The organism is Streptomyces sp. JNUCC 64 (assembly GCF_054484115.1).
The window spans coordinates 5,570,962-5,596,014 of the sequence record NZ_CM137015.1 but is presented as its reverse complement, the minus strand read 5'-3'; the positions used below and the strand labels follow the sequence as shown (position 1 = coordinate 5,596,014).

The 25,053-nt window shown below is 74.8% G+C and carries 19 protein-coding genes; 9 read left to right on the top strand and 10 right to left on the bottom strand.

Features of this window, described 5'->3' with window-relative positions:
• Positions 1-16: 16 nt before the first annotated feature.
• Positions 17-679: a LuxR C-terminal-related transcriptional regulator gene (locus tag ACVWNX_RS23245; RefSeq protein WP_454409598.1), complete on the bottom strand. Its 663-nt coding sequence runs from the start codon at positions 677-679 to the stop codon at positions 17-19.
• Positions 667-1,845 carry a sensor histidine kinase gene (locus tag ACVWNX_RS23240; RefSeq protein ID WP_454409596.1) on the bottom strand — a complete coding sequence of 393 codons (1,179 nt, stop codon included), beginning with the start codon at positions 1,843-1,845 and terminating at the stop codon, positions 667-669. The genes ACVWNX_RS23245 and ACVWNX_RS23240 overlap by 13 nt, the downstream gene beginning before the upstream one ends.
• Positions 1,846-2,095: 250 nt before the next feature.
• Between ACVWNX_RS23240 and ACVWNX_RS23235 the strand changes: the two genes are divergently transcribed.
• The gene (locus ACVWNX_RS23235) at positions 2,096-2,260 is read left to right on the top strand and encodes a hypothetical protein (RefSeq protein ID WP_454409594.1); all 165 of its coding nucleotides are present in this window, start codon (positions 2,096-2,098) and stop codon (positions 2,258-2,260) included.
• 119 nt (positions 2,261-2,379) lie between these two features.
• Here ACVWNX_RS23235 and ACVWNX_RS23230 read toward each other — a convergent pair whose 3' ends face one another.
• Positions 2,380-3,012: a ScbR family autoregulator-binding transcription factor gene (locus ACVWNX_RS23230; protein ID WP_454409593.1), complete on the bottom strand. Its 633-nt coding sequence runs from the start codon at positions 3,010-3,012 to the stop codon at positions 2,380-2,382.
• Positions 3,013-3,191: 179 nt separating this feature from the next.
• Here ACVWNX_RS23230 and ACVWNX_RS23225 point away from each other — a divergent pair, with 179 nt between their 5' ends.
• Positions 3,192-4,109 carry a ScbA/BarX family gamma-butyrolactone biosynthesis protein gene (locus ACVWNX_RS23225; RefSeq protein WP_454409591.1) on the top strand — a complete coding sequence of 306 codons (918 nt, stop codon included), beginning with the start codon at positions 3,192-3,194 and terminating at the stop codon, positions 4,107-4,109.
• Between the two features lie 229 nt (positions 4,110-4,338).
• On the opposite strand, the gene ACVWNX_RS23220 is transcribed toward ACVWNX_RS23225, so the two are convergent.
• Positions 4,339-4,932 carry a TetR/AcrR family transcriptional regulator gene (locus ACVWNX_RS23220; RefSeq protein ID WP_454409589.1) on the bottom strand — a complete coding sequence of 198 codons (594 nt, stop codon included), beginning with the start codon at positions 4,930-4,932 and terminating at the stop codon, positions 4,339-4,341.
• A gap of 221 nt (positions 4,933-5,153) precedes the next feature.
• On the opposite strand from ACVWNX_RS23220, the gene ACVWNX_RS23215 reads away from it, so the two are divergent.
• A complete protein-coding gene (locus ACVWNX_RS23215) occupies positions 5,154-6,110 on the top strand; it encodes a DsbA family protein (RefSeq protein ID WP_454409587.1) in 957 nt (318 codons plus the stop codon).
• A gap of 177 nt (positions 6,111-6,287) precedes the next feature.
• Here ACVWNX_RS23215 and ACVWNX_RS23210 read toward each other — a convergent pair whose 3' ends face one another.
• The 4 genes from ACVWNX_RS23210 to ACVWNX_RS23195 all read right to left on the bottom strand — a co-directional run bounded on the left by ACVWNX_RS23210 (position 6,288) and on the right by ACVWNX_RS23195 (position 12,350).
• Positions 6,288-6,977: a hypothetical protein gene (locus tag ACVWNX_RS23210; RefSeq protein ID WP_454409585.1), complete on the bottom strand. Its 690-nt coding sequence runs from the start codon at positions 6,975-6,977 to the stop codon at positions 6,288-6,290.
• A complete protein-coding gene (locus ACVWNX_RS23205; protein ID WP_454409584.1) occupies positions 6,974-10,486 on the bottom strand; it encodes a CHAT domain-containing protein in 3,513 nt (1,170 codons plus the stop codon). The genes ACVWNX_RS23210 and ACVWNX_RS23205 overlap by 4 nt, the downstream gene beginning before the upstream one ends.
• 191 nt (positions 10,487-10,677) lie before the next feature.
• Positions 10,678-11,694: an HNH endonuclease family protein gene (locus ACVWNX_RS23200; RefSeq protein WP_454409582.1), complete on the bottom strand. Its 1,017-nt coding sequence runs from the start codon at positions 11,692-11,694 to the stop codon at positions 10,678-10,680.
• A complete protein-coding gene (locus ACVWNX_RS23195) occupies positions 11,691-12,350 on the bottom strand; it encodes a class I SAM-dependent methyltransferase (protein WP_454409580.1) in 660 nt (219 codons plus the stop codon). Before ACVWNX_RS23195 ends, ACVWNX_RS23200 begins: the two co-directional genes overlap by 4 nt.
• A gap of 265 nt (positions 12,351-12,615) precedes the next feature.
• Between ACVWNX_RS23195 and ACVWNX_RS23190 the strand changes: the two genes are divergently transcribed.
• From ACVWNX_RS23190 to ACVWNX_RS23175, 4 genes are all read left to right on the top strand, one after another.
• Complete coding sequence (locus tag ACVWNX_RS23190; RefSeq protein ID WP_454409578.1) at positions 12,616-12,795, top strand: hypothetical protein; 180 nt, start codon at positions 12,616-12,618, stop codon at positions 12,793-12,795.
• Between the two features lie 359 nt (positions 12,796-13,154).
• Positions 13,155-15,641 (top strand): ATP-binding protein, encoded by a 2,487-nt coding sequence (locus ACVWNX_RS23185; protein WP_454409577.1) that lies wholly within the window; start codon positions 13,155-13,157, stop codon positions 15,639-15,641.
• Between the two features lie 309 nt (positions 15,642-15,950).
• Complete coding sequence (locus tag ACVWNX_RS23180; protein WP_454409575.1) at positions 15,951-18,716, top strand: SpoIIE family protein phosphatase; 2,766 nt, start codon at positions 15,951-15,953, stop codon at positions 18,714-18,716.
• A gap of 309 nt (positions 18,717-19,025) precedes the next feature.
• Positions 19,026-19,997 (top strand): sporulation protein, encoded by a 972-nt coding sequence (locus ACVWNX_RS23175; protein ID WP_454409574.1) that lies wholly within the window; start codon positions 19,026-19,028, stop codon positions 19,995-19,997.
• 141 nt (positions 19,998-20,138) lie between these two features.
• Here the strand turns inward: ACVWNX_RS23175 and ACVWNX_RS23170 are convergent, their stop codons facing one another.
• A complete protein-coding gene (locus ACVWNX_RS23170) occupies positions 20,139-21,278 on the bottom strand; it encodes a M56 family metallopeptidase (protein WP_454409572.1) in 1,140 nt (379 codons plus the stop codon).
• Between the two features lie 4 nt (positions 21,279-21,282).
• Positions 21,283-21,678: a BlaI/MecI/CopY family transcriptional regulator gene (locus ACVWNX_RS23165; RefSeq protein ID WP_454409571.1), complete on the bottom strand. Its 396-nt coding sequence runs from the start codon at positions 21,676-21,678 to the stop codon at positions 21,283-21,285.
• 1,113 nt (positions 21,679-22,791) lie between these two features.
• On the opposite strand from ACVWNX_RS23165, the gene ACVWNX_RS23160 reads away from it, so the two are divergent.
• Together ACVWNX_RS23160 and ACVWNX_RS23155 are read left to right on the top strand one after the other, a co-directional pair.
• Positions 22,792-23,925, top strand: a complete 1,134-nt coding sequence (locus ACVWNX_RS23160) for a helix-turn-helix domain-containing protein (protein WP_454409570.1) — start codon at positions 22,792-22,794, stop codon at positions 23,923-23,925.
• Between the two features lie 18 nt (positions 23,926-23,943).
• Positions 23,944-24,516 (top strand): HD domain-containing protein, encoded by a 573-nt coding sequence (locus ACVWNX_RS23155; RefSeq protein WP_454409568.1) that lies wholly within the window; start codon positions 23,944-23,946, stop codon positions 24,514-24,516.
• Positions 24,517-25,053: the final 537 nt, after the last annotated feature.

Genomic DNA, 25,053 nt, shown 5'->3' with positions numbered 1-25,053 from the left:
CCCCTTTCCCACCGGTTCAGGGCCGGGTCGTCGAAGGCGAGTTCAGATAGGTCAGCACCGCCCTCACCCGGCGGTGCCCGCTGTCGTTCTGCGGGGAGAGTCCCAGCTTCAGGAAGACGTTGCCGATGTGCTTGCTCACCGCGCGCTCGGTGACCGTCAGCAGGGTGGCGATGGCCGCGTTGTCCCGGCCCTCCGCCATCAGTTGGAGCACCTCCCGCTCGCGCGGGGTCAGCGCGTCGAGGGGGTCGTCACGGCGGCGGTTCACCAGTTCCGCCACCACCTCGGGGTCGAGCGCCATGCCCCCGGCCGCGACCCGTTCGAGCGCGTCCAGGAACTCGTCGACCCGGCCGATCCGGTCCTTGAGGAGATAGCCGACGCCCGCCGCGCCGTCACCGAGGAGTTCGGCGGCGTACGTCTCCTCCACGTACTGCGACAGCACCAGCACCGGCAGACCGGGAACCTCGCGCCGGGCGGCGAGCGCGGCGCGCAGGCCCTCGTCGCGGAAGCCCGGCGGCATCCGGACGTCGAGCACCGCCGCGTCGGGACGGTGGCCGAGCAGCGCGGGGAGCACCTCGGGGCCGGTCGACACCACGGCGGCGACCTCGTGCCCGGCGGACGTCAGCAGCAGGACGAGGCCCTCCCTCAGCAGCGCGTTGTCCTCGGCTATCACCACACGCACGGCAACTCCACTTCGATCACGGTCGGGCCCCCGGCGGGGCTGGTCAGGTCCACGGAGCCGTCCAGCGCGGCGACCCGGCGGCGGATCCCGGTCAGTCCGCTGCCGCCCGACTCGTCGGCGCCGCCGGAGCCCTCGTCGCGCACCGAGACGGCGATGCCGCGCGGGGTCCGGGCGAGGCCGACGGCGGCGGACGGCGATCCGCTGTGCTTGGCGGCGTTGGTGAGGGCCTCGGCCACCACGAAGTACGCGGCGGCCTCGATGGCGGCGGGGGCCCGGGACCCGGCTCCGTCACGGGCGTCGAGACCGTCGACGGTGACCGTCACCGCGAGCCCGCTGCCCGAGGCCAGGGCGTGGACCGCCCCCGCCAGCCCCCGGTCGGTCAGGATCGGCGGATGGATGCCCCGGACCACGTGCCGCAGTTCGGCCAGGGCCTCCTCGGCCTGGTCCTGGGCGTCGTCGAGGAGCCTGCGGGCCAGTTCGGGGTCGCTCCCGTACGCCCGGCGGGCCATGCCGACCCGCATCGACAGCGCGACCAGCCGGGCCTGGGCGCCGTCGTGCAGATCGCGTTCGATGCGGCGCAGCTCGGCGCCGTGCGCGGCGACCACACCGGCGCGGGTCTCGGTCAGCTGCGCCACGCGCCGCGCGAGCCGGGCGTCGCGCTCGGCCCCGGGGGTCGGTTCGAGCAGGGCGCGCGACCAGGAGTCGTCGAGGTCGGCGAGGCGTTCCAGGAGCGGGAGGACCCTGGCCCGGCGGCCGAGGGCGCCGCTCCAGAAGCCGTCGATCATCAGCCCGAAGTACCAGACCACGATCAGGACGAGGAGCAGCGACCAGCCGAAGACGGCGTGGACCAGGAGCCACCTCAGGTCGCGGTAGGTGCCCGGGTCCTTGAGGACGGTCCGCAGCCGCTCCCCGAGCGGGCCGGTGACGGGGAGGTACGCCTCCGCGACCGGCTTCCCCGTCGACCGGGCGATCAGCTTCCTCTTGTGACCGGCGAGGCGCCGCTGGAGGAGGACCGTCTCGGGCAGTGCCGCCGCGCCGACCACCAGGACGGTGGCGACGGCCGTGAAGAACAGCAGGACGCCGTAGAAGATCGTGGCGTACCCCGTCAGGGCGGTACGGCCCAGCCGGATCGTCGCCCGGAACGCCCGGCCCACCGTCTCCTCCACATCGGCCAGCGTAGACGACGGGTCGGCCGGGGTCCGGGGCCGGAGCGGATGGTGGAGCAGGCTCCACCACGGGGCGGGGGGCGGGCCGGGTCGCGCCGGAGCGGGGCGGGGAGGCATCGTGGTGTCACCGGGGCGGGCCCCACCCCGCGCCGCGTCATGACATGACATGACATGACGCGGCGCGTACCGGCTCGTCCCGTGTCCCGCGTCCCCGCGCATCGCCCGCCGAACTGAAGGTCCCCCAATCCCGATGAAGCCCGCGCTCTGGTTCCTGCTCTCCCTCTCGCTGGCCGCCGCCCTCCTCAACGACCTGCTGGAGGACCCGGCCCGGACGGCCGTGGAGATCGCCGCGGCCACGGTCATGCTGCTGTCGGGCCTCACGCTGTATCTGACCCGCTCCACGAGGAACGGCTGACGATCCCGTCGGGCCGGTTCCGCCGCGACCGCGCCGCCCTGACGGGGCTTCGGCTCCCGCCGGTCAGGACCCTGGCGGCCCGGGAAGCCGGGCGCGCGCCGACGGAGAGGTCGTCGACGTCACCTCGCGGTCCCGGTCGGCGGTGGACCGGTCGAGAGGTCGATCCGCCGGATCACGTCGGGCGGGGCGACGGCGGGGAGCAGATAGCGCCACAGGACGGCGATCCGCTCCGGGAGGTCGGCGCGGTCCGAGGAGATCCGCGACATGAGCTGGGTGCCGGTGTAGCCCGCCACCAGGTACTGGGCGCATTCCGCCTCGTCGACGCCGGGCAGCAGTTCGCCCAGCTCCCGGGCGCGCAGCAGACGCTGCCGGAACTGCTCGGTCCACCACTCGTAGACGGCGTAGTCCTGGAATCCGGCCTCCCCCTGCTCCACGGCGAGCCGCACTCCGGCCCGGAGCAGGGTGTTGTGCTGCATCTCGACGGCCAGGTGCCGGGTCATGTTCACGAGGCGCTGCAGACCGTCCCCCTCTTCCGGGAACCGTACGTCGGCGGCCTGTTCCAGGATCACCGCGCGGGCCAGCGCCTCCTTGGAGTCGAAGTGGAAGTACATCGCCCCCGCCGTGACCCCCGCGCGTTGGAGGATCCTGGTGATGCTGGTGCCCGCGTAGCCCAGTTCGTCGAAGGCTTCCGCCGCGCCACGGAGCAGCAACTCCCTTGTCCGCTGGGCCCGTTCCTGCATGCGCCGCGCCATCGGACCGCCTCCCGCGCCACCCGCTGATCCCTCGACAAACAAAAAGAACAACCTCTATCTTAATAGCTGGCCTCGCCCGGCCGGCCGTCACCGGCCCCACCGGGCACCACCGCGTTCCTCGTCGGCCTCATGGACCAGAACACGGCGTTTCGCCGTGGCGAACAGGGGAGGGGCCAGCCATGGCCGCACATGTCGATCAGGGCGTTCCCTCGGTGGTGCCCCGGGCCTGGACGCACAAGAGGGACCCCGGCGAGGTCCTCTGCGACCGCTGGTGGCGGACCGGACCGGACTCCTTCACCGTCACCGCCCGCTGGCCCGAAGCGCACGGCTTCTACCGCACCCGCCACGGGTTACACGACCCGCTACTGCTCGGCGAAACGATTCGTCAGACGCTGCCGCTGATCTCGCACGCCGCCTACGACGTACCGCTCGGACATCAGCTGCTGTGGCGGGACTTCCACTGGGCCGTCTCCACCGAGGCCCTGACCACGGGTGACGCGCCGATGGAGATCGAACTGCGGCTGTCCTGCTCCGACGTCGTCTACCGGGGCGCCCGCGCGGCGGACGTGACCCTGCGCGTGGAGGCGCTGCGCGCCGGTGCCCCGCTGGGCAGCGCCCGCACCCGTTTCGGCGTCCAGAGCCGGGCCGTCTACGAGCGGTTGCGCGGCCCGTACGCCGATGTCGCCGCGGTCAACGCCCGCGTACTGCCGCCGCCCTCCCCCGCGCCCGCCGGGCCCGCCGGACGGGACGAGCCCGACGACGTGGTCCTCTCCAGCGCCGACAGCGCCGACCGTTGGCAGCTCCGCGTCGACACCGCCCACCCCGTCCTCTTCGACCACCCGGTCGACCACGCCCCGGGCATGCTGCTGCTCGAAGCGGTCCGCCAGGCGGCCCACACCCTGACCCACCCCCGGCAGACCGTGGTCGCCGCGATGGACACGGTCTTCCACCGCTACGCGGAACTCGACGCGCCCTGCCTGCTCCAGGCGGACCGGCTCCCCGACGACCTCATCGGGCGGGCCCGGGTACGGGTCGTCGGGCACCAGAGCGGCCGGGACGTCTTCGTGTCCGTGGTCACGCTCACGGACGTCGGCTGACGGCTTAGGGCTCACGGCAGGCGGGGGCCGGGCGGCGCGGCGCGGGGAGCGTGCGGCGCGGTCGACGCCCCGCTCTCCTGGTCCGCCATCGCGCCATCGCACCTCCGGGCCGCCGGGCCCGCCCGGGCTACCTGGTCCGGCGGGACGGCCGGGCCCGCCGGGCCTCGACCGGCCTGGTCCCGGCCGAGGCTCCGTCAGCAGCGGCCGGGCGAGGGCGTGACGGCGACCGCTACGCGCCCGGGACGCCGCGCAGCAGCGCCCAGACCTCCTCGGCGGCCCGAGCGGCCGACGGCCGGTCGGGCATCGTCACCCAGCGGGTGAACACCCCGACGAAGGCCCCCGCCAGGTAGTGCGCGCGCAGTCCGGGCGGCGGGCCGTCCGCCGGGTCACCGGCGTCCGGCCCGCCCGACTGCGCGGCCACCTCACGCGCCAGCAGTTCGCGGAGCCGGTTGATGAAGCGGGCGGCGCCGCCGGGGCCCAGCATCCGCCGGTACAGGGTGCCGTTCGCCTCGACGTGCCGGAACAGGTCCACCAGTTCCTCCGGGACCCGGCCCGCCGGTCTGGTCAGCGGGCACCGCGCGGCCGCGCGCGCGAGTCGGCCGACCTCCTCCTCCATCGCGTCGAGGAGGAGGGCGTCGCGGTCGCGGTAGTGCAGATAGACCGTCGCGCGGTTCACCGTGGCCCGTTCGGCGATGTCGGCGATGGTGAGCGATTCCACGTCGCGTTCCGCGGCGAGTTCCAGCGCCGCGGAACGCAGCAGCGCGCGGGTGCGCAGGACCCGGGGGTCCACGCGTCCGGCGGTCGCTGTCGGCTGGTTCGGCATGGAGCCAGGATAACGGGTGCGCGACATGCGACGAATAAGCGACGGCAGTCGCGTACTGGCCGACGGTCCCGCACCTCGGCGATCCCCGCCCTCACGGCCGTGACGTCACCCTCCGCCGGTTCGCACGGCAGCACGACAGGACGCCGCCCCGCCGGACCGCACCATGCGGCCACTAATCGACAGCTGTTGCTTAAGCGACTGCCGTTGCCTACTCTGAGGGCATGCGAATCGAGATCTGGGCAGACGTCGTCTGCGCGTGGGCGTACATCGGCAAGCGCCGTCTGGAGCGGGCCGTCGCGGGCCGCGACGACGTGGAGGTGGTCTGGCGGCCGTTCCGCATCGACCCGAGCGCCCCCGCCACCGCCCTCCCGATGGACGAGGCGATGCGCGACCCGCTGATGGACGAGGCGCTGCGCGCCTGCGCGCCCGGCCTCAGCCCGGACGAGAACCGGGTGCGGATCTCGGAGGTCGCGGCCTCGGAAGGGCTCGGCCCCTGGCGGGGGGCGAGCTGGCGCGTCAGCAGCCACGACGCCCACCGGCTCCTCGCGCTGGCCCATGAGCGCGCCGCTCCCGGGACGCAGGACGCGGTGGCCGAGGGCCTGATGCACGCCTACTTCGTCGAGGGGCGGGACATCGGCGACCGGGCGGTGCTGAACGCCGTCGCCCGGGCGGCGGGCTTCCCCGAGGGGGCGGACCTGCTGGCGGGCGACGCCGGTGAGCTGCTCGTCCGCGAGCTGCTGCTGGAGGGCAAGGCGCGCAAGGTGCGGACGTCGCCCTCCTTCGTCGTGGGCGACCAGGCGCTCGCGGGCGCCCAGTCGGCCGGGACGATCCGGGACTTCCTGGCCGGTGTCCGGCCACGGCCCGGGGTGCCGGCCGAGGTGAGCCGACTGCGCTGGGCGGAGTCGCTGCTGGAGGAGCGGGACCCGCTCGGCGCGCTCACCCTGCTGCGGCCGCTGCTGGCCGGTTTCGCCGAGGACCCCGGCGTCCGCGTCCTCGCGGCCCGGGCCTACTTCGGGTCCGCCCAGCTCGACCGCGCGCGGTCGGTGCTGGAACCGCTCGTGGCGGAGCGGCCGGACGACTTCTATCTGCGCCTGCTGTACGGGCGCACGCTGGAGCGTCTGGGACTGGACGAGCGGGCCCGGCCGCATCTGCGTCTCGCCGTGGCGGCCGACGGGTGAGGAGCGGCCGGGCTAAGGACCCGGGTCCTTGGCCCGGCCCGACGCGGCCTGGTCCGGTCCGGGTCCCGACCGGGCCGGGGTCGGGCCGGGCCGGGGGCGGGTCGGGCCGGGCCGGGGGCGGTACCGGTGGGCGGAACCGGGCCCGGCGCCGGAACAGGCCGTTCCGGGCCGGGAGGGTCACCCGGCCAGGACGATGGTGTGCGGTGACGGGGCGAGGCGGGCCCGGTAGCGGCGGATGCCCCAGTCGCGGTGCTCCAGCTCCGCCGCGACCAGTACCTCCGCCGTGTTCGTCCGGCCGGGCACCAGTTCCACCAGCGCGGCGACCGGATGGTCACCGACCAGGGGGAACCGCTTGACCTGGCGGAACTCCCACTGGGGGTTGGGCTGGGAGGCGCCGTGGCCCCGGACGATCCACTCCTCCGTCGCCGGTCCGGCGCCCGCCGGACGCTCCACGCCCATGCCCAGCACCCCCGTGGAGACGCTGAAGGTCACCCCCGTACCGGAGGCGGCGAACGGCCGGGTGCGCTCACCGGGTTCGATCAGCCGGGCGACCGGCCGCTCACCGGACGGCGGCTCCCCGGGCCCGGACGCGGACAGCGCGACGCCCAGGGACGCGTGCCGGAAGGTCCCCGGGCTCTCCGGGCCCTCGGGACGGAACGAACACACCATCAGCAGCTGGCGGAACTCCCGGCCGGACGCGGCGCCCACGTAGGACAGCCACTCCGCCGGGGCGTTGGGGTGGTCGGCGGGCAGCAGGTCCCAGCCGAAGGTGAGCCGTCCGCGCAACGGGCCGTCGTCCCCCGGGCCGCCCAGCGTGCGCTCCGGGAGGAGTTCGACCTCGTACGCCGTGATGTCGGTGTCGGTCATGGGTGGGCTCCCTCGCTCCGGCCGTGCAGATAGGTGAACGATCCCCAGTCACGGTAATGGGGGTACGCGGCCCGGGTGGCGAGCTGGGCCGCGCGGAACGCCCGCTCGGGGTCCGTGCCTTGGGCGATCCGACGGTGCATCTCGTGGTGGAAGTGGGTGGCGGGTTCCGGGCGCACCGGCCACAGACAGCCGACGACGGCCCCCGCACCGGCGGTGATCAGCGCCGCCGGGATGCCACGGACGTTGTCCCCCCGGTCGAACCGGCCGAGCGCCGACTCGCACGCGGCGAGCGTGACCAGGCGCAGTCCCCGCAGATCGAGTTCGAGGAAGTCGTGGGCGGACACCCGTCCGTCGTCGTCCTCGTCGGGGGCGAGGTAGAGGCAGTGCAGCCACGGCGCGTCCCGGTCCAGCGTCCCGTGCGCGGCGATGTGGACGACGTCCGCCGTGGCCAGTTCGGCGAGCAGCCGGGCCCGGGTGGCGGCGGGACCGGTGACGGCGTCCGCGCCGACCGCCCCGGCGACCCGCCGCGCGTGCTCCTCCAGGGCGGGTTCGGCGTGCAGCCCGTAGGGCACGCCCCCGGTGGCGGAGGCCAGGACGGCGGTGCGCGCCGGTCGGGTGGGGGCCCCGGCGGGCAGCAGGGCCTCCAGGCCCGCGATCGTGGTGACCGTCCAGTCGTCGGCGATCAGCCGGTCGCCCGCCCGGCACAGCGCCACCGGCAGGTAGTGCAGGGCGCCGTGCGGCCAGAGCAGGGCGCGGTCCTTGCCCAGGGCGCGCCAGATGTCCCAGCGATCGCCCCCGACCGGCATCTCGGCCGTGGTCAGCAGCCGGCGGCCCTCCGGGGTCACCTCGTCGAACAGCGGGTCGCGTTCGATCTCCGTCCGGGCCGCCTCGACCCGGTCCGCCACCGGGTGCCGGTCGGCGTCGCCGTCCGGGCCGTCACCGAGGTGCACGACGATCTCCCCGCCCTGCCGGGTGACCGCGAGCAGCACGGCCGCGCCGTTCACCGCCGAGGGCAGGAACCAGGTCAGCAGCACGGTGCGGTCGTCCAGCAGCTCGTGGACCCTTCCCCAGAGGCGGCCGTCGTTCAGGAGCGCCGGGGAGCGGCGCCTGAGTTCGTGGTCGACCAACGACGAGACCCGCCACCGCAGGTTGCGGGCGAGCTGGGTGTCGTCCCCGCCGCCGGGGCGGTGGTCGCCGTCGAGCACGTTCAGCAGGTTCGGCGACCCGTCGCCGGAGGTGGTGGGCGACTCCAGGTCCCGCAGCATGCGCAGGTGGTGCTGGACGGGGGCGGGCAGCGTCAGCGGGCCCTCGATCCGCCACCAGGCGCCCAGTTCAGCGCCCTTGCCCGCCTGGTGCAGTCCGAGCATCAGCGACATCGGCAGCGTCTCGATCTCCGCCGTCAGCCGCCACACCGCCGAGTGCACCAGGTCGCGCAGCGTCCCGGCGAGTCCGGGCGCGCCGCTGGTGTCGAAGTTCGGCGCGTCCACGATGATCGCGGCCAGCGCGCCCTGGAGTTCCTCGCCCCGGAGCCCGTCCAGGTGCTGGGCGAACGGCACCAGGCAGGCCAGCGCCAGTTGTTCGAGGCCGAGCGAGGCGTAGGTGAGCGCCGCGTAGGTGTGGTAGCCCCAGGGGAACGGCAGGGGACGGGCGGCCGGTCGGCCCGTCTCGGCGCACTGGTGGTGGAGGTCCGCGATCAGCAGCCGGAACTCCGGACCGTCGTCCCGCACCTCCTTCAGCAGGGCGAGCCCCGTCGCCGGGCGCCGCAGGTCCCGGGCGTGCGCGGCCAGGTGCAGCAGCGCCGAACGCCGTTGCCCGGGCGTCCAGGAGTCCGGCAGCTCCGGAAGACCGGGGGCGTCCGGGGCGGCCGGGGCGGCCGTCGGGTCCGGTGGGTCCGTACCATCCGAGGTGAGCGCGCGCTCGGCGGCGGCGCAGTCCAGGGGGTCGTCGGGGAGCGCGTGCGGCCGGGCTTCGAGCAGCTGTCTGTAGTGGGCCGGGTCCCGGTGGAAGACGAGCGGTTCCGACCAGTCCAGCACGGAACGCAGCAGCGACCGGTCGCCCCGCTCCCGGGCCAGGTTGACGGTCTGACCGACCACCTTCGCGGTGACGGCACGGCCGTGGACGGCGACGAACTCGGACAGGGACGTCCCGAACACCGTGACGAGCACCTCGTGGAACGTTTCCGGGGGGAGGTCGCGCACCGTCCGCAGGAGGAACACGGCGACGTCCGGGTCGTCGGCGGTGGGCGAGTCGAGCCAGGCCGACAGCGCGGCACGGGCCGCCCCCTGGTGGACGCCGTCCGCGTCCGCGATGATCTGCGCCAACGACGCCAGCAGCCGGACCCGCCGGGTCCCCCCGGTCAGCTCCAGGGCCCGCACCACCAGGTGCCCCGCCTCCACCGTCAGCCGGTGGGACTCCTTCTGCAACGGCTCCTCCCCGGTGAACCACGTCCGGTACAGGTCGGCGGTCATCCGGGCGGCCCAGTCGGTCGTCCCGTCCCGGGCGTAGTGGTCGGCGGCCCGTTCCAGCGGCCCCCGGGTGGCCATCCGCAACCGGGCGGACGCCAGCAGCATGGCCTCCCGTTGGACCGGGTCGTCGGTGGCGCCGGGGGCGTCGAGCCCGTCGGTCATCCGGGCCAGCAGCGCGTCGGCGTCCTCGAACACCGCGCGGTCGCACCGTTCCGCCACCAGGTCGACGGCCGCGTCGACGGTGTGGAGCGCCGCGGTCCGCCAGGCCGTCGCGTCGCCGCAGGCGTCGGCGACCTCGGCGACCAGCCGCCGGTAGGCGTACGCGTAGTCGGTCAGGCCCCGGTGGTCGAGGAAGTCCTCCCGCGTCAGGAGCAGTTCCAGCATCTCCCCGGCGGAGAGCGTGGGAGGCTCGTCGAAGAGCTTCCGGCCCTCCTCCCCGGTGAAGAGCCTCCGGGTCTCCTCGACGTGGCGGGCCCGCCGCTTCGCCTCGTCCATCGACAGGAGCCGCTCGTACACCAGGAACGCCAGTTCCTGGAGCGTGCCCACCGGGTCGAGGAGGAACCTGGCCGTCGGCGGCCCGGGGAGGTGGACGGGCCCGCCGAAGGCCACCCGGCCGACGCACACCAGCCCCTCCCGGGTCTCCCGGGCCAGCGCGGCCACCGGGTCCTCGCCGAGGGGCAGCACATGGGAGACGACGAGCATGACCGTGCCCGAGGTCTCCGCCGCCTCCCGCCAGCCCGGGGGCTCCTCACAGCCGAGGTCGTGGACCAGCCGCGTGCCGTCGGGGGCGAGGACCGAGAACGTTCCGTCGTCGTGCCGTACGACGCGCCAACGCCGGTCGACGGGGCCGTCGTTCCAGGGGATCTCCTCCAGCGAGCGGATCTGCGGCAAACCCCACCCGAGCGCGCGGGTGAACAGGCTGCCGTGGCCCCCGGCCCGGGTGAACGGGCTGACGCTGTCCAGCCCGACCGCCAGTGCGGGGTGCCGGACCCCGCCCAGCTCCGCGAGGAACGCCCACCCGGTGACCTCCTGCGACAGTCGCACACCGCCCCCTTCGCTCCCGCCGGTCGTCGGCGGACGACCGGCGATTCCACGGTGACCGACCGGGGCCGTGGCCGCCGTCCGTCTGTCATCCGCCCGCCCGACGCCCGTGGTGCGGCGCCCCGGGTACCGACGCCCGTACGGCCCCGGCGGGTTCCCGGACGGGTCCCGGCCGTCCCTCGCGGCGCTCCCGTTCAGACCACCGTCCGCACCGCTTCCAGGAACTCCGGCCAGGTGGCCGGGCGCCGACCGCGCGGGGCGGCGCCCCGGAGAGTGAGTTCCAGGGTGCGGCGCAGGGGGTGCGGGGAGCACCCGATCGTCTCGTTGCGGGCGGCGAGGCGGGCGAGTTCGGCCGGGGTGGGCATCCGGTCGCTCTTGGTCCCGTTGCAGCCGGCGTGCGCGGGGGCGAGGTTCCACAGGGCGTCCAGGTCGGGGCCGTGCCAGGAGCCGACTCCCCCGAACCTGCGCATCAGGGAGAACGGGAAGACGTGGTCGACGGCGACGGCCTCCCCCGGGGCCAGCACCTCGTCGCAGATCAGACAGCGGCCGTGCTGGAAACCGACCGTGGCCTCGACGACCCCGGTGACCGGGCGGCGGCGGAGCTTGTCGGTGATCCTCAGCGTGTCCAGGTCGACCGCGACGCCCTCCTCGATCAGACCGCGCCCGACCCCGGCGGCGAAGGAGTGCTCCACGATGCTCCAGCGCGCGTCCAGTTCGGCCGCGAGGCCCGCCGCCTGTTCCGAGCCCGCCAGCCGGAGCAGCTCCGGGGTCAGCCGCACCACGCGGTGCCGTCCCGTCCCCGTCAGCTCGTAGAAGGTGTGGCCGACCCGGCCGTCGCCGCGCAGGTGGTGGAACTTCTCCATCACCATCCCCGGCATGGAGCGCACGGCCGCCGCCACCAGGCGCTCGGTGGGGCGCCCGGCCGCCAGGGTGGCGGCGGACTCCCGCTCCGCGACGGTCAGGAAGTCCTGCTCGCCGAGTCTGGTGCTCCGCGACACCTGCGGGTTCCCGGCCGGACGGGTCACCAGGCCGAGGCCGTACGCGGCGGCGAACTCGTCGAGGGGGACGTCCTGCCGTCCGGCGCCCCCGAACTCCAGCAGCGCCCGCCCCAGGGCGAACTTGTAGGTGCGCGTGTTCGCCCCCATCAGCACGGCCAGCCGCCATGACGCGCGCGCCGAGGCGTCCCCCGCGTAGAAGTCCCGTCCGTTCACCGTGCCTCCCCCGGGCCGCGCAGGGCGACCGTCTGCCACCACACCCCGGCGCGGCCGAGCCGGTCCGCGCCGTCCTCGACGAGCCGCTCCGGCCGCAGCCCGGCCCGTTCCCCGTCGTGGACGACCTCCTCGGCGGGGACCTCGAACATCACCCGGTCCGCCGGGGGCGTCCCGCGCCGCAGCGAGACGACCAGCAGTCCCGACGGCGCCAGCAGCGCGGCCAGCCGCCGCATGGCGGGCCCCCGCTCCACGGGCGGCAGATGCATCCACACCGCCGACAGCAGCACCAGTTCGAAGGGCCCCTCCAGCCCGGGCAGTTCCGGCAGCGCCGACGCCGTCCACCGGACGTCCGCCGCCGGGTACAGGCCCCGCGCGACCTCCCGCAGTTCGCGCACCGGCTCCGCCGCCACCACCCGGTAGCCGCGCCGCGCCAGCGCCGCCGCGTCCCGTCCGGTGCCCGCGCCGACGTCCAGCGCCCGCGCCGGGGCGGGCGGCAGCAGGTCGAGCACCCCGCCGTGCGCCTCCTCGAAGGAGACTCCGCCGTAACGCCTCCCGAGAAGGGCGGCGTTGCGCGCGTAGTAGGGCTGGACGCCCGGAGCGGTCCGGCCCGCCGCCGGTCCGCCCGGTCGGGTGTGGCTCTCCCCGTTACCGGCCATGGACGACACGCTACGGGAAGGGTCTGACACCGCCCGGTCCACGGGAGGGCGGCCCGGTCGGCGGGACGCCGTCCGGAGGGGTGTGCGGCGCGGGGGCGATGCGCGGAACGTCGATATGTGTTCCCACCTGTCCGGGAACACCCGTTCCCGGACGGGAACGGCCTCCCGTCTCGGCAGACTGAGCGGTGTCCACGGCGGACGACGGCACCGGCGCCCCCGGCCCGGTGCGCCGCCGTGCTGATCACGACCCCTCAGGAGGGACCGGATGAATCGCACCCTGTTGACCGCGCGCTCGGCACTCGTTCTGCTGTCCGGCGTCCTCGTGGGCCTGGGAGCGGGAATACTGACCGCGCATTCCGACGGCGCCGGTCCCGCCCGCGCGGTCATCGTGGGAGCGACCGCTTTCGCGGCCTCCGTGGCGTTCTTCAACAGCATCGTCGAATAGGCGCGCGGCGGGAAGCGGCCGGACGCGGCGGGCCGGGGCCGACGTCCGGGACCGGCGTCCGGGAGACCGGCGTCCAGGACCGGCGTCCGGGGCGGACCGTCCGAGGCCGACCGTCCGGGAGGCCGTCGCATACCAACGGACCTTCCCGGCCGTGCGGTTGCCGTGCGCGGCGCGCGGGTCGGGTCGGCGCGGCGCGTCGGCCAGGACGGGACGGCTCCGGACCGGACGGTTCCGGACGGGAGGGCTCCGGACAGGGGCCGGAGGGTCGCCGGAGGCCCGGCGAGCGCGTGCCGGTGCCACCGGGTGTCACAGGCGCGCCGGGTTCCCCGGAACGCGCCGGAAGGGAGAAGGGGTCGGCGATGACGGAAGCGGGTGATCACGAGGAATCGCTCTTCGACGACGTGGAGGGATTCAAGCCGCTGTCACCGGGATTGCGTCCGGAGGTGCGCGAACTCGCGCTCGCGTTAAGGCGTTTGATGAAGAGTTCGGGAAAGTCGCAGCGCCAGTTCGCGGCCTATCACCACATCGGGCCCTCGACCGTCTCCCGCTATTTGAGTGGCGAACGCATTCCGGACAAGTATTTCCTCGACAAACTGATGAAGTCCGCCTGCAAGGCCCATGGGGAGGAGGTCACCCCCGAGGTCCAGGGCAGGCTCTACCAGCTGCACCGGGACGCGCTGCTGGCCGAGGACCCGGCCCGCTACCGGGAGCAGATGGCCAGCGACCGGCTGGAGGACGCCGTCCTGGAGGTCGAGGACCGCGAGCTGGAACTGCTCGAACTGCGGACGACCGTGCAGAACCAGCGGCAGCGGCTGCGGGCGCTCGGGGCGCAGCTGCGCGAACTGGAGGCCGCGGAGGCCCCCGCCGCCCCCGGCCTGACCCGGGCGCAACTGGAGCGCCACCGGACCCGCAAGGACGGGCTGGCGGAGGAGCGGGACCGGCTCCGCGACGAGGTCAGCCGACTGGCGAAGGCGCTCGGGGAGGCGGAGCGGGAGCGGAACGTCGCCCGCACCCGCTGCCAGGAGCTGGAGGCCGAACTCGCCGTGGCCCAGGAGGAGACCGAGCGCAGCAGCCTGGAGCGGCGGGCGCGCGAGGAGCGGCGGCGGCTCGCCACGGCGGCCGGGGTGGCCGAGAGCCGGTTGAAGGACCTGGAGCGCGTCGAGCAGGAGGCCGAACTGGTCCGGGTGGCCGCCGCCGGACAGGCCGCGGCCCGGCTGGAGGAGGCCCGGGCCCGGGCGGAGGAGCTGCTGCGGGAGGCCGAGTCGAAGGCCGTCCGGGTCCGTCCCCCGGTGCTCCGGCGGTCCGCCGCCCTGCGCCAGTTGCGCGAGGCCGCCCAGGACATGGCCCGGCACCGGCTGCCCGAACTGGCGGAACAGCTCTCCCGGGCGGACCCCCACGACGTGGACACCACGGTGCCGTCCGTCGGCGTCCACGGCCGGGACGACATCGGGCGGACCGCCCGGGCCCTGGACTCGACGCACCGCGCGTCCGTGGAACTCGCCGTCGGGCAGGCGCGGCTGCGGCGGAACGTCAACGCGATGTTCGCCAACCTCGCCCACCGCAGTCTGCGGCTGGTCCGCCGTCAGCTCTCGCTCCTCTCCAAGCTGGAGTCCCGGGAGACCGATCCCGACCAGCTCTCCTCGCTCTTCAAGCTGGACCACCTGGCGACCCGGCTGCGGCGCGACAGCGAGAACCTGCTGGTCCTGGCGGGCGAGACGCCGGGCGCGCCCTGGGCCCGGCCGGTGCCGCTGGTGGACGTGCTGCGGGCCGCCGCCGCGGAGGTGGAGCAGTACCAGCGGATCGAACTGGTCGCGGTGCCCGGCACCGAGGTCGCCGGCCGGGTCGTCAACGACCTCGTCCATCTACTCGCGGAACTGATGGAGAACGCCACCTCGTTCTCCTCCCCGCAGACCCGGGTGGAGGTCACCGGACACGCGCTGCCCGACGGGCGGGTGCTGCTGGAGGTCCACGACGACGGCGTCGGGATGTCCCCGGAGGACCTGGCCGAGGTCAACGAGCGCCTCGCCGGGCCGCCCGAGCCGGATCGTTACGCCTCCCGCCGGGTGGGGCTGTTCGTGGCCTGCCTGCTGTCCCGTCGGCACGAGGTGCGCGTCCAGCTGCGTCCCTCCGCCTCCGGCGGGACGACCGCGCTGGTGATGCTCCCGGCCGAGGCCACCCGGTACCGGGCCGTCGACCCGGGGCCCTGGGAGGGGCCCGTCGCCGGGGTCTTCGGATCGGAGGGCGCCGCCGGGGCCTCCGCTCCGGCGGCGCCCGTCGGGGCCCTCACCCCGGAGGACGGCTCCGGGGCCCCGGCTCCGGCGACCACGGCCGGGGTGCCGGCCCCGGAGGGCGCCACCGGGGAACGGCCGACGACGGCGCGCGACGGGGACGGGTGGCCCGACGGCGGGGACGGGGACGCGGGCGACCACCCCGGCGGCATCGGCCGGGGTGGTCGCGGCGGGGGCGGCGCACCCGGCCCCGCCGCCCTCGAAGCCCCCGGCGTCCTGGGCGTCCCCGGCGGCCTCGACATCCCCGGCGGCCTCGGCACCCACGGCGTCCCCAGCGCACCCGGCGTCCTCGGCGCACCCCGCGCTCTCAGGGTCCCCGGCGACCTCGACGGTCCGGACTCATCTGACGTCCGCGCCGGACTCGGTGGGGTCACCGGCCTCGACGGGGTCGCCGGGGCCAGTGGGACCGACGGGTTCGCCGAGACCAACGGATTCGCCGAGGCCGACGGGCTCGCTGGCCCATGGGACCCGTGGGCTCCGTGGGACCAGGCGCCGTACGGAGTCACCGGCGGTCAGGAGCCGGGCGTCCGGAGCGAGGGGGACGAGCACCCGGGCTGAGAGGTCACGGCCCTCAGCCCGAAAAGCGGCGGCCGAACGACCGGACCGAAGCACGACGGACGGCCGCCCCGAAGGACGACGGGCCCTAGACCAAGGAACGACAGGCCCGGACCGAAGGCCGGTGGACGGCCGGACCGAGGGACGGCAGGCCCCTGCCCCGGAGGACGGCGGGGCCGGACCGGAGGGGCGGCGGGCCCCGGGCCGAAGGCCGCCGGGCGACCGTTCCGGGGCGGCGGAGGCGCCCCGGCACCCGCTTCGACACGCCCCGTCGCGAAAGAACTTCTCCCTACCTAGCGGTAGAAATACCGTATGGGAGGAATCAGGCGTTCCGCCGGGCGGTCCCCGGCGGACGGGCAGGGACCGCCGCCCCGGCGGACGGGGCCGCGCTCCCTGTGGGGGCGCAGCGTGGTGGGGCAGATGTTCGTCCTGCAGCTCGTGGTCGTGCTGCTGCTCGCCGCCGGGGCCGTCGTCCTCCTGCTGCTGATGGCCCGCGAGGAGAGCGTCCAGGACGCGGGCGGCCGTTCCCTGTCGCTGGCCGAGGGGTTCGCGGACGCCCCGGGCACCGCCGCCGCCATCGAGTCCGAGCACCCCACCGCGGTGCTCCAGCCCCGGGCCGAGAAGGCCCGCAAGGGCGCGGACGTGGACTTCGTCGTGGTGCTGGACCGGCGCGGCATCCGGCTCACCCATCCGCTCCCCGACCGCATCGGCAAGCCCAGTTCCACCCGGCTGGCCCCGCTGCTCGCGGGACGGACGGTGATGGAGGAACGGGTGGGATCGCTGGGCCCCCAGGTCCGCGCCTACGTACCGGTCCGCCGGGCCGACGGAACGGTGGTGGGGGCGGTCGGCGCCGGGGTGACGATCGCCCGGACCAACTCGGCCGCCGCCGAACGGCTGCCCCTGGTGCTCACCGCCACCGGGGCCGCCGTCCTGCTCACCCTCGGGGGCGCGGCGCTGCTCAGCCGACGGCTGATGCGCCAGACGCACGGACTCGGCCCCACCGAGATCACCCGGATGTACGAACACCACGACGCGGTGCTCCACTCGGTCCGGGAGGGCGTGTTGATCACCGGCCCCGACGGGCGGCTGTCGCTGGTGAACGACGAGGCCCGGCGGCTGCTGGACCTCCCCGCCGACGCCGAGGGCCGGGCCGTGGACGGGCTGGAGCTGCCGGAGGAGATCGAGGAGCTGCTGACCTCCGGCCGGGAGGCCACCGACGAGCTGCACCTGGTCGCGGGGCGCACCCTCGCGATCAGTCAGCGCCCCACCCAGGGCGCCCCCGGGCCGGTGAGCCGGGTCGCCACCGTGCGGAACACCACCGAGCTGCTCGCCGCCTCGCACCGGGCCGAGGCGGCCCAGCGGCGGCTGGAGGTGCTGCACGACGCCGGGGTCCGGATCGGCACCACCCTGGAGGTGGCGCGGACCGCCCGGGAGCTGGCGGAGACGACCGTGCCCCGGTTCGCGGACTTCGTCACCGTCGACCTGGTCGAGGCGGTGCTGCGCGGCGAGGAGGTGCACGGGACGGAACAGGAGGTGCGGCGGGTCTGCGTCGCCGGGGTCCGGGACGATCCGCCGCTGTACCCGGAGGGGAAGCTGATCCGGCTGGCGCCCTCCACCCCGCAGGCGCGGGGGCTGACGACCGGGCGGGCCGTCCTGGAGCCCCGGCTGTCGGACGCCCCGGGCTGGCGGGCGCAGGACCCGGAGCGGGCCCGGCGGATCGTGGCGGACGGCATCCACTCGCTGATCACCGCGCCGCTGAGCGCCCGGGGCGTGCTGCTGGGCATCGCGGGCTTCTGGCGTTCCGAGCGGCCGGAGCCCTTCGACGCGGACGACCGGGCGCTGGCCGAGGAGGTCGCGGCCCGGGCGGCGGTCTCGCTGGACAACGCCCGCCGCTACACCCGTGAGCACACCATGGCGGTCACCCTCCAGCGCAGTCTGATGCCGCGCTACCTGCCGGTCCAGGAGGCCGTCGAGGTCGCCTACCGCTATCTGCCCGCCGAGGCGGGGGTGGGCGGCGACTGGTTCGACGTGATCCCGCTGCCCGGCGGACGGGTGGCGCTGGTCGTGGGGGACGTGGTCGGGCACGGGCTGCACGCGGCGGCGACCATGGGACGGCTGCGGACCGCCGTCCACAACTTCTCCGCGCTGGACCTCCCGCCGGACGACATCCTCGGCCATCTGGACGAGCTGGTCGGACGGATGGACCAGGAGCGCGGGACGGGCGGCGACGGGCTGGACGTCACCGGGGCCACCTGTCTGTACGCGATCTACGACCCGGTCACCGGGGAGTGCGCGGTCGCCCGGGCGGGCCATCCGCCGCCGGGGCTGGTCCTGCCGGACGGGCGGGTCGAGTTCCCCGAGGTGCCCGTCTCGCCGCCGCTCGGCATCGGCAGCGGACTGCCGTTCGAGACCGCGGTGCTCCGGCTGCCCGCGGGGTCGCGGCTGATCCTCTACACCGACGGGCTGGTGGAGAGCCGGGACCACGACATCGACGCCGGTCTCGCCCGGCTGCGGGACGCGGTCGCCGGGCGCCCCGGGCTGAGCCCGGAGGAGACCTGCGGGGCGGTGCTGGCGGCGTTGACGGGACCCCGGCAGCAGCGGGACGACATCGCCCTGCTGGTGGCGCGCACCCGGCTGCTGGGGCAGGAGCGGATCGCCGAGTGGCGGGTGCCCTCGGACACGGCGGCCGTCGCCCCGGTGCGCGCCGCCTGCGCCGAACGGCTGCGGGAGTGGGGGCTGGAGGAGATCGTCTTCACCACGGAGCTGATCCTCAGCGAGCTGATCACCAACGCGGTCCGGTACGCGGCCCAGCCGATCACCGTCCGGCTGATCCACGGCGCCTCGCTGATCTGCGAGGTCTTCGACGGCTCCAGCACCTCGCCCCATCTGCGGCGGGCCTCCCTCACCGACGAGGGCGGACGCGGACTGTTCCTGGTGGCCCAGCTCGCGGACCGCTGGGGCACCCGTTACACCCCCGAAGGCAAGGTGATCTGGACCGAGCAGTCGCCGCACGGCCCGGTCGCCCCGCCGCACGGCCCCGACCTCACGGACGCGCTGCTCGACCAGTGGAGCCTGTGAGGCCCGGGCCCAAGCATCATCACGCCTTTCGCCACGGCGAAGAGCGTCAACCAGGAGGGCGGCCCGGGGCGGCCGGTTGACGGAATCCCCGGGCCCGGCAAGGGCGTTCGCCTCCCACGTTGACGTCGTCACCCTTCCCCCCGTTGACGGACGGGCACTCCCCGATCACCCGTTCGTGCGATGCCGCCTCCTGTTCACCCACGCGCCGCGTCCACGCACCCTATGCTTCTACAAGACTGTAGAAGTTCGACGTACCAAGACGACTTACCAACACGACGTACGAAGACGACGGACAAGGAGTGAGCCCCCATGGTGTTCAAGAGGTTGCTCGGCTCGATCGGTCTCGGCGGTCCCACCGTGGACACCGTGCTCACCCCCGGCGCGGTCCTGCCCGGCGGCACCCTCACCGGCGAGGTCCATCTGGAGGGCGGGCAGGCGGACTTCGGGATCGAGCGCGTCGAACTGGAACTGCTCGCCCGGGTGGAGGCCGAGACGGAGGGGGGCGAGGTGCGCGGGGACGCGGCCTTCGGACGTCTCGTCGTGAGCGAGGGGTTCCGGCTCCCGGCGGGTGAGCGGCGCACCCTCCCGTTCTCCCTCGAACTGCCCTGGGAGACCCCGGTCACCGAGCTGTACGGACAGCCCCTGGGCATCGTGCTCGGGGTGCGCACCGGACTGGTGGTGGCGGGCGCCCGGGACAAGGGCGACCTCGACCCGCTGACGGTCCGCCCGCTGCCGGTCCAGGAAGCCGTGCTGGAGGCGCTCGGACAGCTCGGGTTCGGGTTCGTCTCGGCCGACCTGGAGTACGGGCACATCGGCGGCACCCGTCAACTCCTCCCCTTCTACCAGGAGATCGAGATCAGCCCGGCGCCCCGGTACGCCCACGCCCTGGGCGGGATCGAGGTGACGTTCCTCGCCGGACCGCACGGGACGGACGTGGTCCTGGAGGCCGACGGACCGGCGGGCCACGGCGGCCCCGACGACACGCTGGCCCGGTTCTCCGTGACCCACGAGGAGGCGTCCCGCCCCGACTGGACCACGGTGGTGGAGGGATGGATCGACCAGCTGGCCGAGAGCCGTACCGCACACGGCGCGGTGGGCTTCCCGGGCACCCACGGCCACGAGGGGCACCACGGCTCCGGACCCGGTGCCGGAACCGCCGTGGCGGCGGGCGCGGTGGGGGTGGCGGTCGGCGTGGCGGCCGGGCTGGTCGCGGCGGAGGTCGTCGACGAGGTGGGCGACTTCTTCGAGGAGGAGGACGAGGGCGGGGACGAGGAGGGCTGACGCCCGGCCCCCGCGCGCGGGCCGCACAGCACGTCCAGCGAGCCGTCAGACGGACGGGACCGGGACGCACACCGTCCCGGCCGACGGGAAGAAGAAGAGGGGGAAGGGGCAGGGGGAACCGTCCGGCCGGGCGCCGGAGGCTCACAGCGGGGTGGCCGCCTGGAGGATGAGGAAGAGCGTGACGGCGGAGTTCGCCGAGGACAGCGCGGAGACCGTCGTCCCGGCCGCCGCGCCCCACACCGCCAGCCCCACCGTGGTGGACAGCGGTGGCCAGCTCCGGGCCACCGGGGTGGGACCGAGCAGCGCGGCGACCCTGCGCGGCACCGGTCCCGGCCCGGCGAACCCCGGCGCTCCGGAGAACCCGGGCGCCCCGGGGAACACCGGCGCCGGAGCGCCGCGCGCGGCCAGCGCCGCCTTGCCGATGGCCCGGGCGACCACCCGGCGGCTGCCGACCGCCGTCGCCGCCTCCTCGTCCGCCCACCGCTCCGAGGTGTAGAGCACGGCCGAACGCAGCGGGCGCAGCGCGGGGTTGGCCAGCGCGGCGAGACGGACCACCAGCAGATGACGGTGGTGGCGCCGGACGAGGTGGGCCCGCTCATGGGCGAACAGGGCCCGCCGCTCGGGACCGGTGAGCCCGTCCAGCACTCCGGTGGTCACCACGATCCGCCCTCCGGCCCCGACCCCGGCCCAAGCGCCGGTCCCGGCCCTGGTGCGGCGCCCGGCCCGGCACCCCGCGCGCCCACCGGCCCGCTCCGGGGCCGGTGCCGGTGCCGGTGCCGGGCCCGGGCCCCCGTCCCGGACGCCACCCCGTCGCCCATCGCGGCGCCCGCGCCGGGCGCCCGCCGGAAGCGGTGGGCCGTCGGGCAGGGCGTAGGCGTACGGGACGGGGTCCGTCAGGACGACGACGGAGGTGGGACGGAGTCCGGCGAGGGCGCGGGCGGCGTCCCGGCGGGTGCGGCGGTCGCGCCACAGCGCCCGCAGACAGGCCGTCAGCACCAGCAGCAGCACGGGGATCGCGGTCTTCCCGGCGACCTCGTCGTACGGCACGGCCGCCCGCACCTCGGGGTCGGACCAGCCGTCGGGCAGCGGATTGCCGGGGAGCTGGGCGGTGCCGACCACCACCAGGAGCCCCAGGCACAGGGTGCTGCACAGGGCGGACACCCCGGCGAGCGCGGTCAGCAGCCGGGTGGCGGTCCGGGGGTGCAGATGCTGTTCGGCGAGCCGGGCGACCGGCCAGGCGCTGAGCGGCAGCACCAGCGGCAGGAAGACGAAGACGCCCACCGGTTCAGTCCTCCTCCTGGGCGAGCAGGGCGCGCAGCGTCTGCTCGTCGTCCTCCTCCAGGGAGGTGACGAAGCGGGCGAGGACGGCGCCCCGGTCCGCCTCCGCGTCGAGGACCCGGCGCATCCGCAGGGCGGCGAGGTCCGCCTCGTCGGCCCCGGACGTCCAGACGAAGGAACGGCCCGCCCGCTCACGGGAGGCGGCGCCCTTGGTGTGCAGCCGGGTGAGGATGGTGATGACGGTGGTGTAGGCGAGGTCCTGTTCCAGCCGGTCGCGCACCCATCCGGCGTTCACCGGGCCCGGAGCGGAGCGGAGGGCGGCGAGGACCAGCGCCTCCAGTTCCCCCTGGGCACGGCGCCGGGAGCGCGGCCCGGTCCCGTCCCGTCGCGGTCCGTCCGGCATGCGCGCTCCCTTCCCCGGCGGCGGCCCCGCGCCTCGGGGGCGGTGGGGCGCGGAACGTTTCATCCTAGCCAGGGACACGACGGACGGCCCGTCCCGCGCCACGCGCCCCGCACCCACCACGAACGGTTCGCATCACAGACCGCCCACCACCACGGACCGCCCCCACCACGAGCCGTCCCCACCGCGAACGACCCGCACCACGGGCCGCCCCCACCACGGACCGCCCGCACCGCGAACGGTTCGCACCACGGGCCACCCCCACGCGAACGGTTCGCACCACGAGCCGTCCCCGTCACAAGCCGTCCCCGTCACGGACGTACGTGCCACGAACCGTCCGTCCCACGGAGGTCCGCGCCACGAACCGCCCGCGTTGCGAGCCGTCCCCGGCCACGAACCGTCCGCGCCCGGCGCGCGCCCCCGGGTCCGCGCCGCCGAAGGACCGGGAGCCGTCGGCCGCGCAAGCGGGTGTGCTCCGCCTCCGGCGCGCTCCCTCCTTGCGTGCCCGGCGCCGGAGGCGGAGCGACCCGTTCCCGCCGGGGCCCTGAATACGGGGGAAGTCAGAGCCTCGCCGACGGGACCGGGGGTCACAGGAGTCCGGCCGCGCAGAGACAGGCGATCCAGCCGAACCCGAAGCCGATCGCGAGCACCAGCGCGGGACCGGCGATGCCGCACGTCGTCATGATGCGGCGCTTGAGGGTGGTCACTCGCGGACGGCGTACCGCGCGGTACGGGTCCGGGCGCCGGGTGTCGCGCCGGGGCGCCCGCCGGGCGTGGCGGGGCGGGCGGCGCCGAGCGGTCCCTCCGGCCCGGCGCCGCCCCCGGGAGGGCCCGGTGGCGTGCGCGGCCCCCGCGGGTCGCTCCCCCCGCCGGGGGCGACCGCGCGCCCGGCGACCACGTACGACCCTGTTCGGTGACTCATGCGGGATCCCCTCGTGGTTGTCACTCGTAAGCGGCCCGGGTGGGCACTCCTCTGCGCCGTGAGCCCGTCAGCGCCTAGGGTCTGCTTCCCTGAGCACCGGGCGGCTCGGTGAAGAACCTACGGACAACCGACGCGCGGAAACACTGACACTCAGTACGAGTTCAGTGGTACCGGCAGAAACGGGAGCCGAACGCATGACTCCGGACACATGGCGGCCGCCGGGAACTCTGATCGGCGGTCAGCGTTCCCCCACGAGGGCCCGAGAGGGCAGCGTCACGGGCCATCTCTTCAAGATCACCAGGGAGCGCGCGGGGCTGACCCAGCAGGGCCTCGCGGAGGCGCTCGGCGTCGACCACACCACCGTCCAGGGCTGGGAGTCGGGGCGCCGTCCGCTCTCCTCGGTCTCCACCGCTAACTTCCGTTCCGTGCAGCGCGCCCTGCTGCGGTACGGCGCGGACCCGGCCCTGCTGGCCCTCTTCGACGTGGCGATGGACGCGGACGCGGTGCTCGGCCGGACCCTGCACAGCACGGGCCCGGCGGACTACGCCACGCACCCGCTGGCCACCCTGGTGTTCACCCGGACGTCCACGCACATGATCGCCTGGGCACTGACCGGGGTCCCGCCCGCGGCCCTGCCCGCGCCGACCTCGGACACCCCGCAGCGCAGGGGGCCCACCCCGGAGGGACCGCTGCTCGGCGAGCCGGAGCGGCGGGCGTTCTTCGACCGGCTGCGCCGCTACGCGGAGATCGCCCACCACGCGGGCGAGCGGGGGGCGTTGCTCCGGCGGCAGGCCCTCTACCTGTGCGGCTACGACACCGCGCCGGACACCCACGCGTGGATCGCCGACCTACGGGCGCGCCGGAGCCGGGACCGGGGCCGCGGCGCCCCCGGCTGGGCGGAGGCGCGCTCCCTGGCGACCTCACTGACCCGGTACGACGACCGGGAGGCGCTGTGGGCGTTCATCGAACGCGAACTGTCGGACGAGGCGGGCGAACAGGCCAACCTCAACTACTGGGCGTACTGGCTGGGACTGGACCGGCTGCCGCGCGGCGACGATTCGTTCATGGGCTCCCGGGCGGCGTGGGACGGGGGCGCGCTGTTGCGCAGGCTGACCGAACGGCTGGACCCTGATCTGGGCTGCGTCGACCTCAACGTCCACTCGGTGTGGGCCCTGCTGGCCGCCCGCCCCGGGCTGCTGGCGTCCGACCCCGTGCTCCGTCGCGGTCTGGCGGAGCGGGTGGCCCGGCTGCTGGACGCCGGAACGGTCTCCCCCCGGTCCCGGCGCGAGCTCGACGCCCTGCAGTACGGACTGAAGCTGAACACCTGACCAGGGAGGGACGTTCACATGTCTGACGAACACGCCAAGGGCACCGTCGGATACCTGATGGAGATAGGCGCGCTCAAGCGGGGCAGACGGTCGGGGTGGTGGATCGCCGGGGTGAAGGACCCGGAGACGATCGCGGAGCACTCGTTCCGGGTGGCGGTGATCGGCGCGGTGCTCGCCATGATGGAGGGCGCCGACCCGGCCCGGGTGGCGCTGCTGTGCACCTTCCACGACACCCAGGAGACCCGGGTCGGGGACATTCCGTGGATCGGACGGCGCTATCTGACGGCGGCGCGGAACGAGGACGTCACCCGCGACCAGGTGGCCGACGCGTACCCGGCGGTGGCGGCCGGGATCCAGGCGGTGGTCGACGAGTACGAGAACGGCGACTCCCTGGAGGTCCTCGTCGCCCATGACGCCGACAAGCTGGAGTGCGTGATCCAGGGGCTGGAGTACCTGGAACAGGGCTACAGCAACGCGCGCGAGTGGGTGGACAGCACCCGCGCCAAACTGAAGACGGACTCCGCGATCACCCTCGCGGAGGCGGCCCGGACGATGTCCTCGGCGGAGTGGCAGCGAACGTACCTGCGGTAGGGGAAGCCGGAGCCGTGCTTCCCGACTCCGGAAGCCGGGTACCGGAGCGGCCACCGGACCCACACCCCTGGACACAAGCCGCGAGAGCACCCAGACAACCACTTCACATGTGAGGGAGAGGGCCACCTGACATGTCAGATGGTAGACAAGAGGACTTCCCCGTGCACGCGGGGGTGGTCCATGGGTACCAGCGGGCCCTTGGCGCGTAGTTCACTTGCTCCCCGCACGTGCGGGGTTACCGCTCACCGTGGCTCCACGCCCAACGGACCAGAGTCTGAACTGGGTTCCAGCGGTACCCTTGGCGCGAGCCAAGGGTTTCCTTCTGCCGCTCTTGTGCACAACACAAGCATTTTTCAAGGGACTTGGCGCCGTGTACAGTGACTCCACGCCTCCCGAGGCCGGGGACCAAGAACCCCGGCCTACGTGCGCCTCCTGCGTCAACAGGAGACTTCGCGCACGCGAGCCGGGGTCGCGTCCTTTGATCCACCCGTCTGAAGGTTCGCAAAGGAGTCCAGCCATTGTACCGACCGCTGGCAT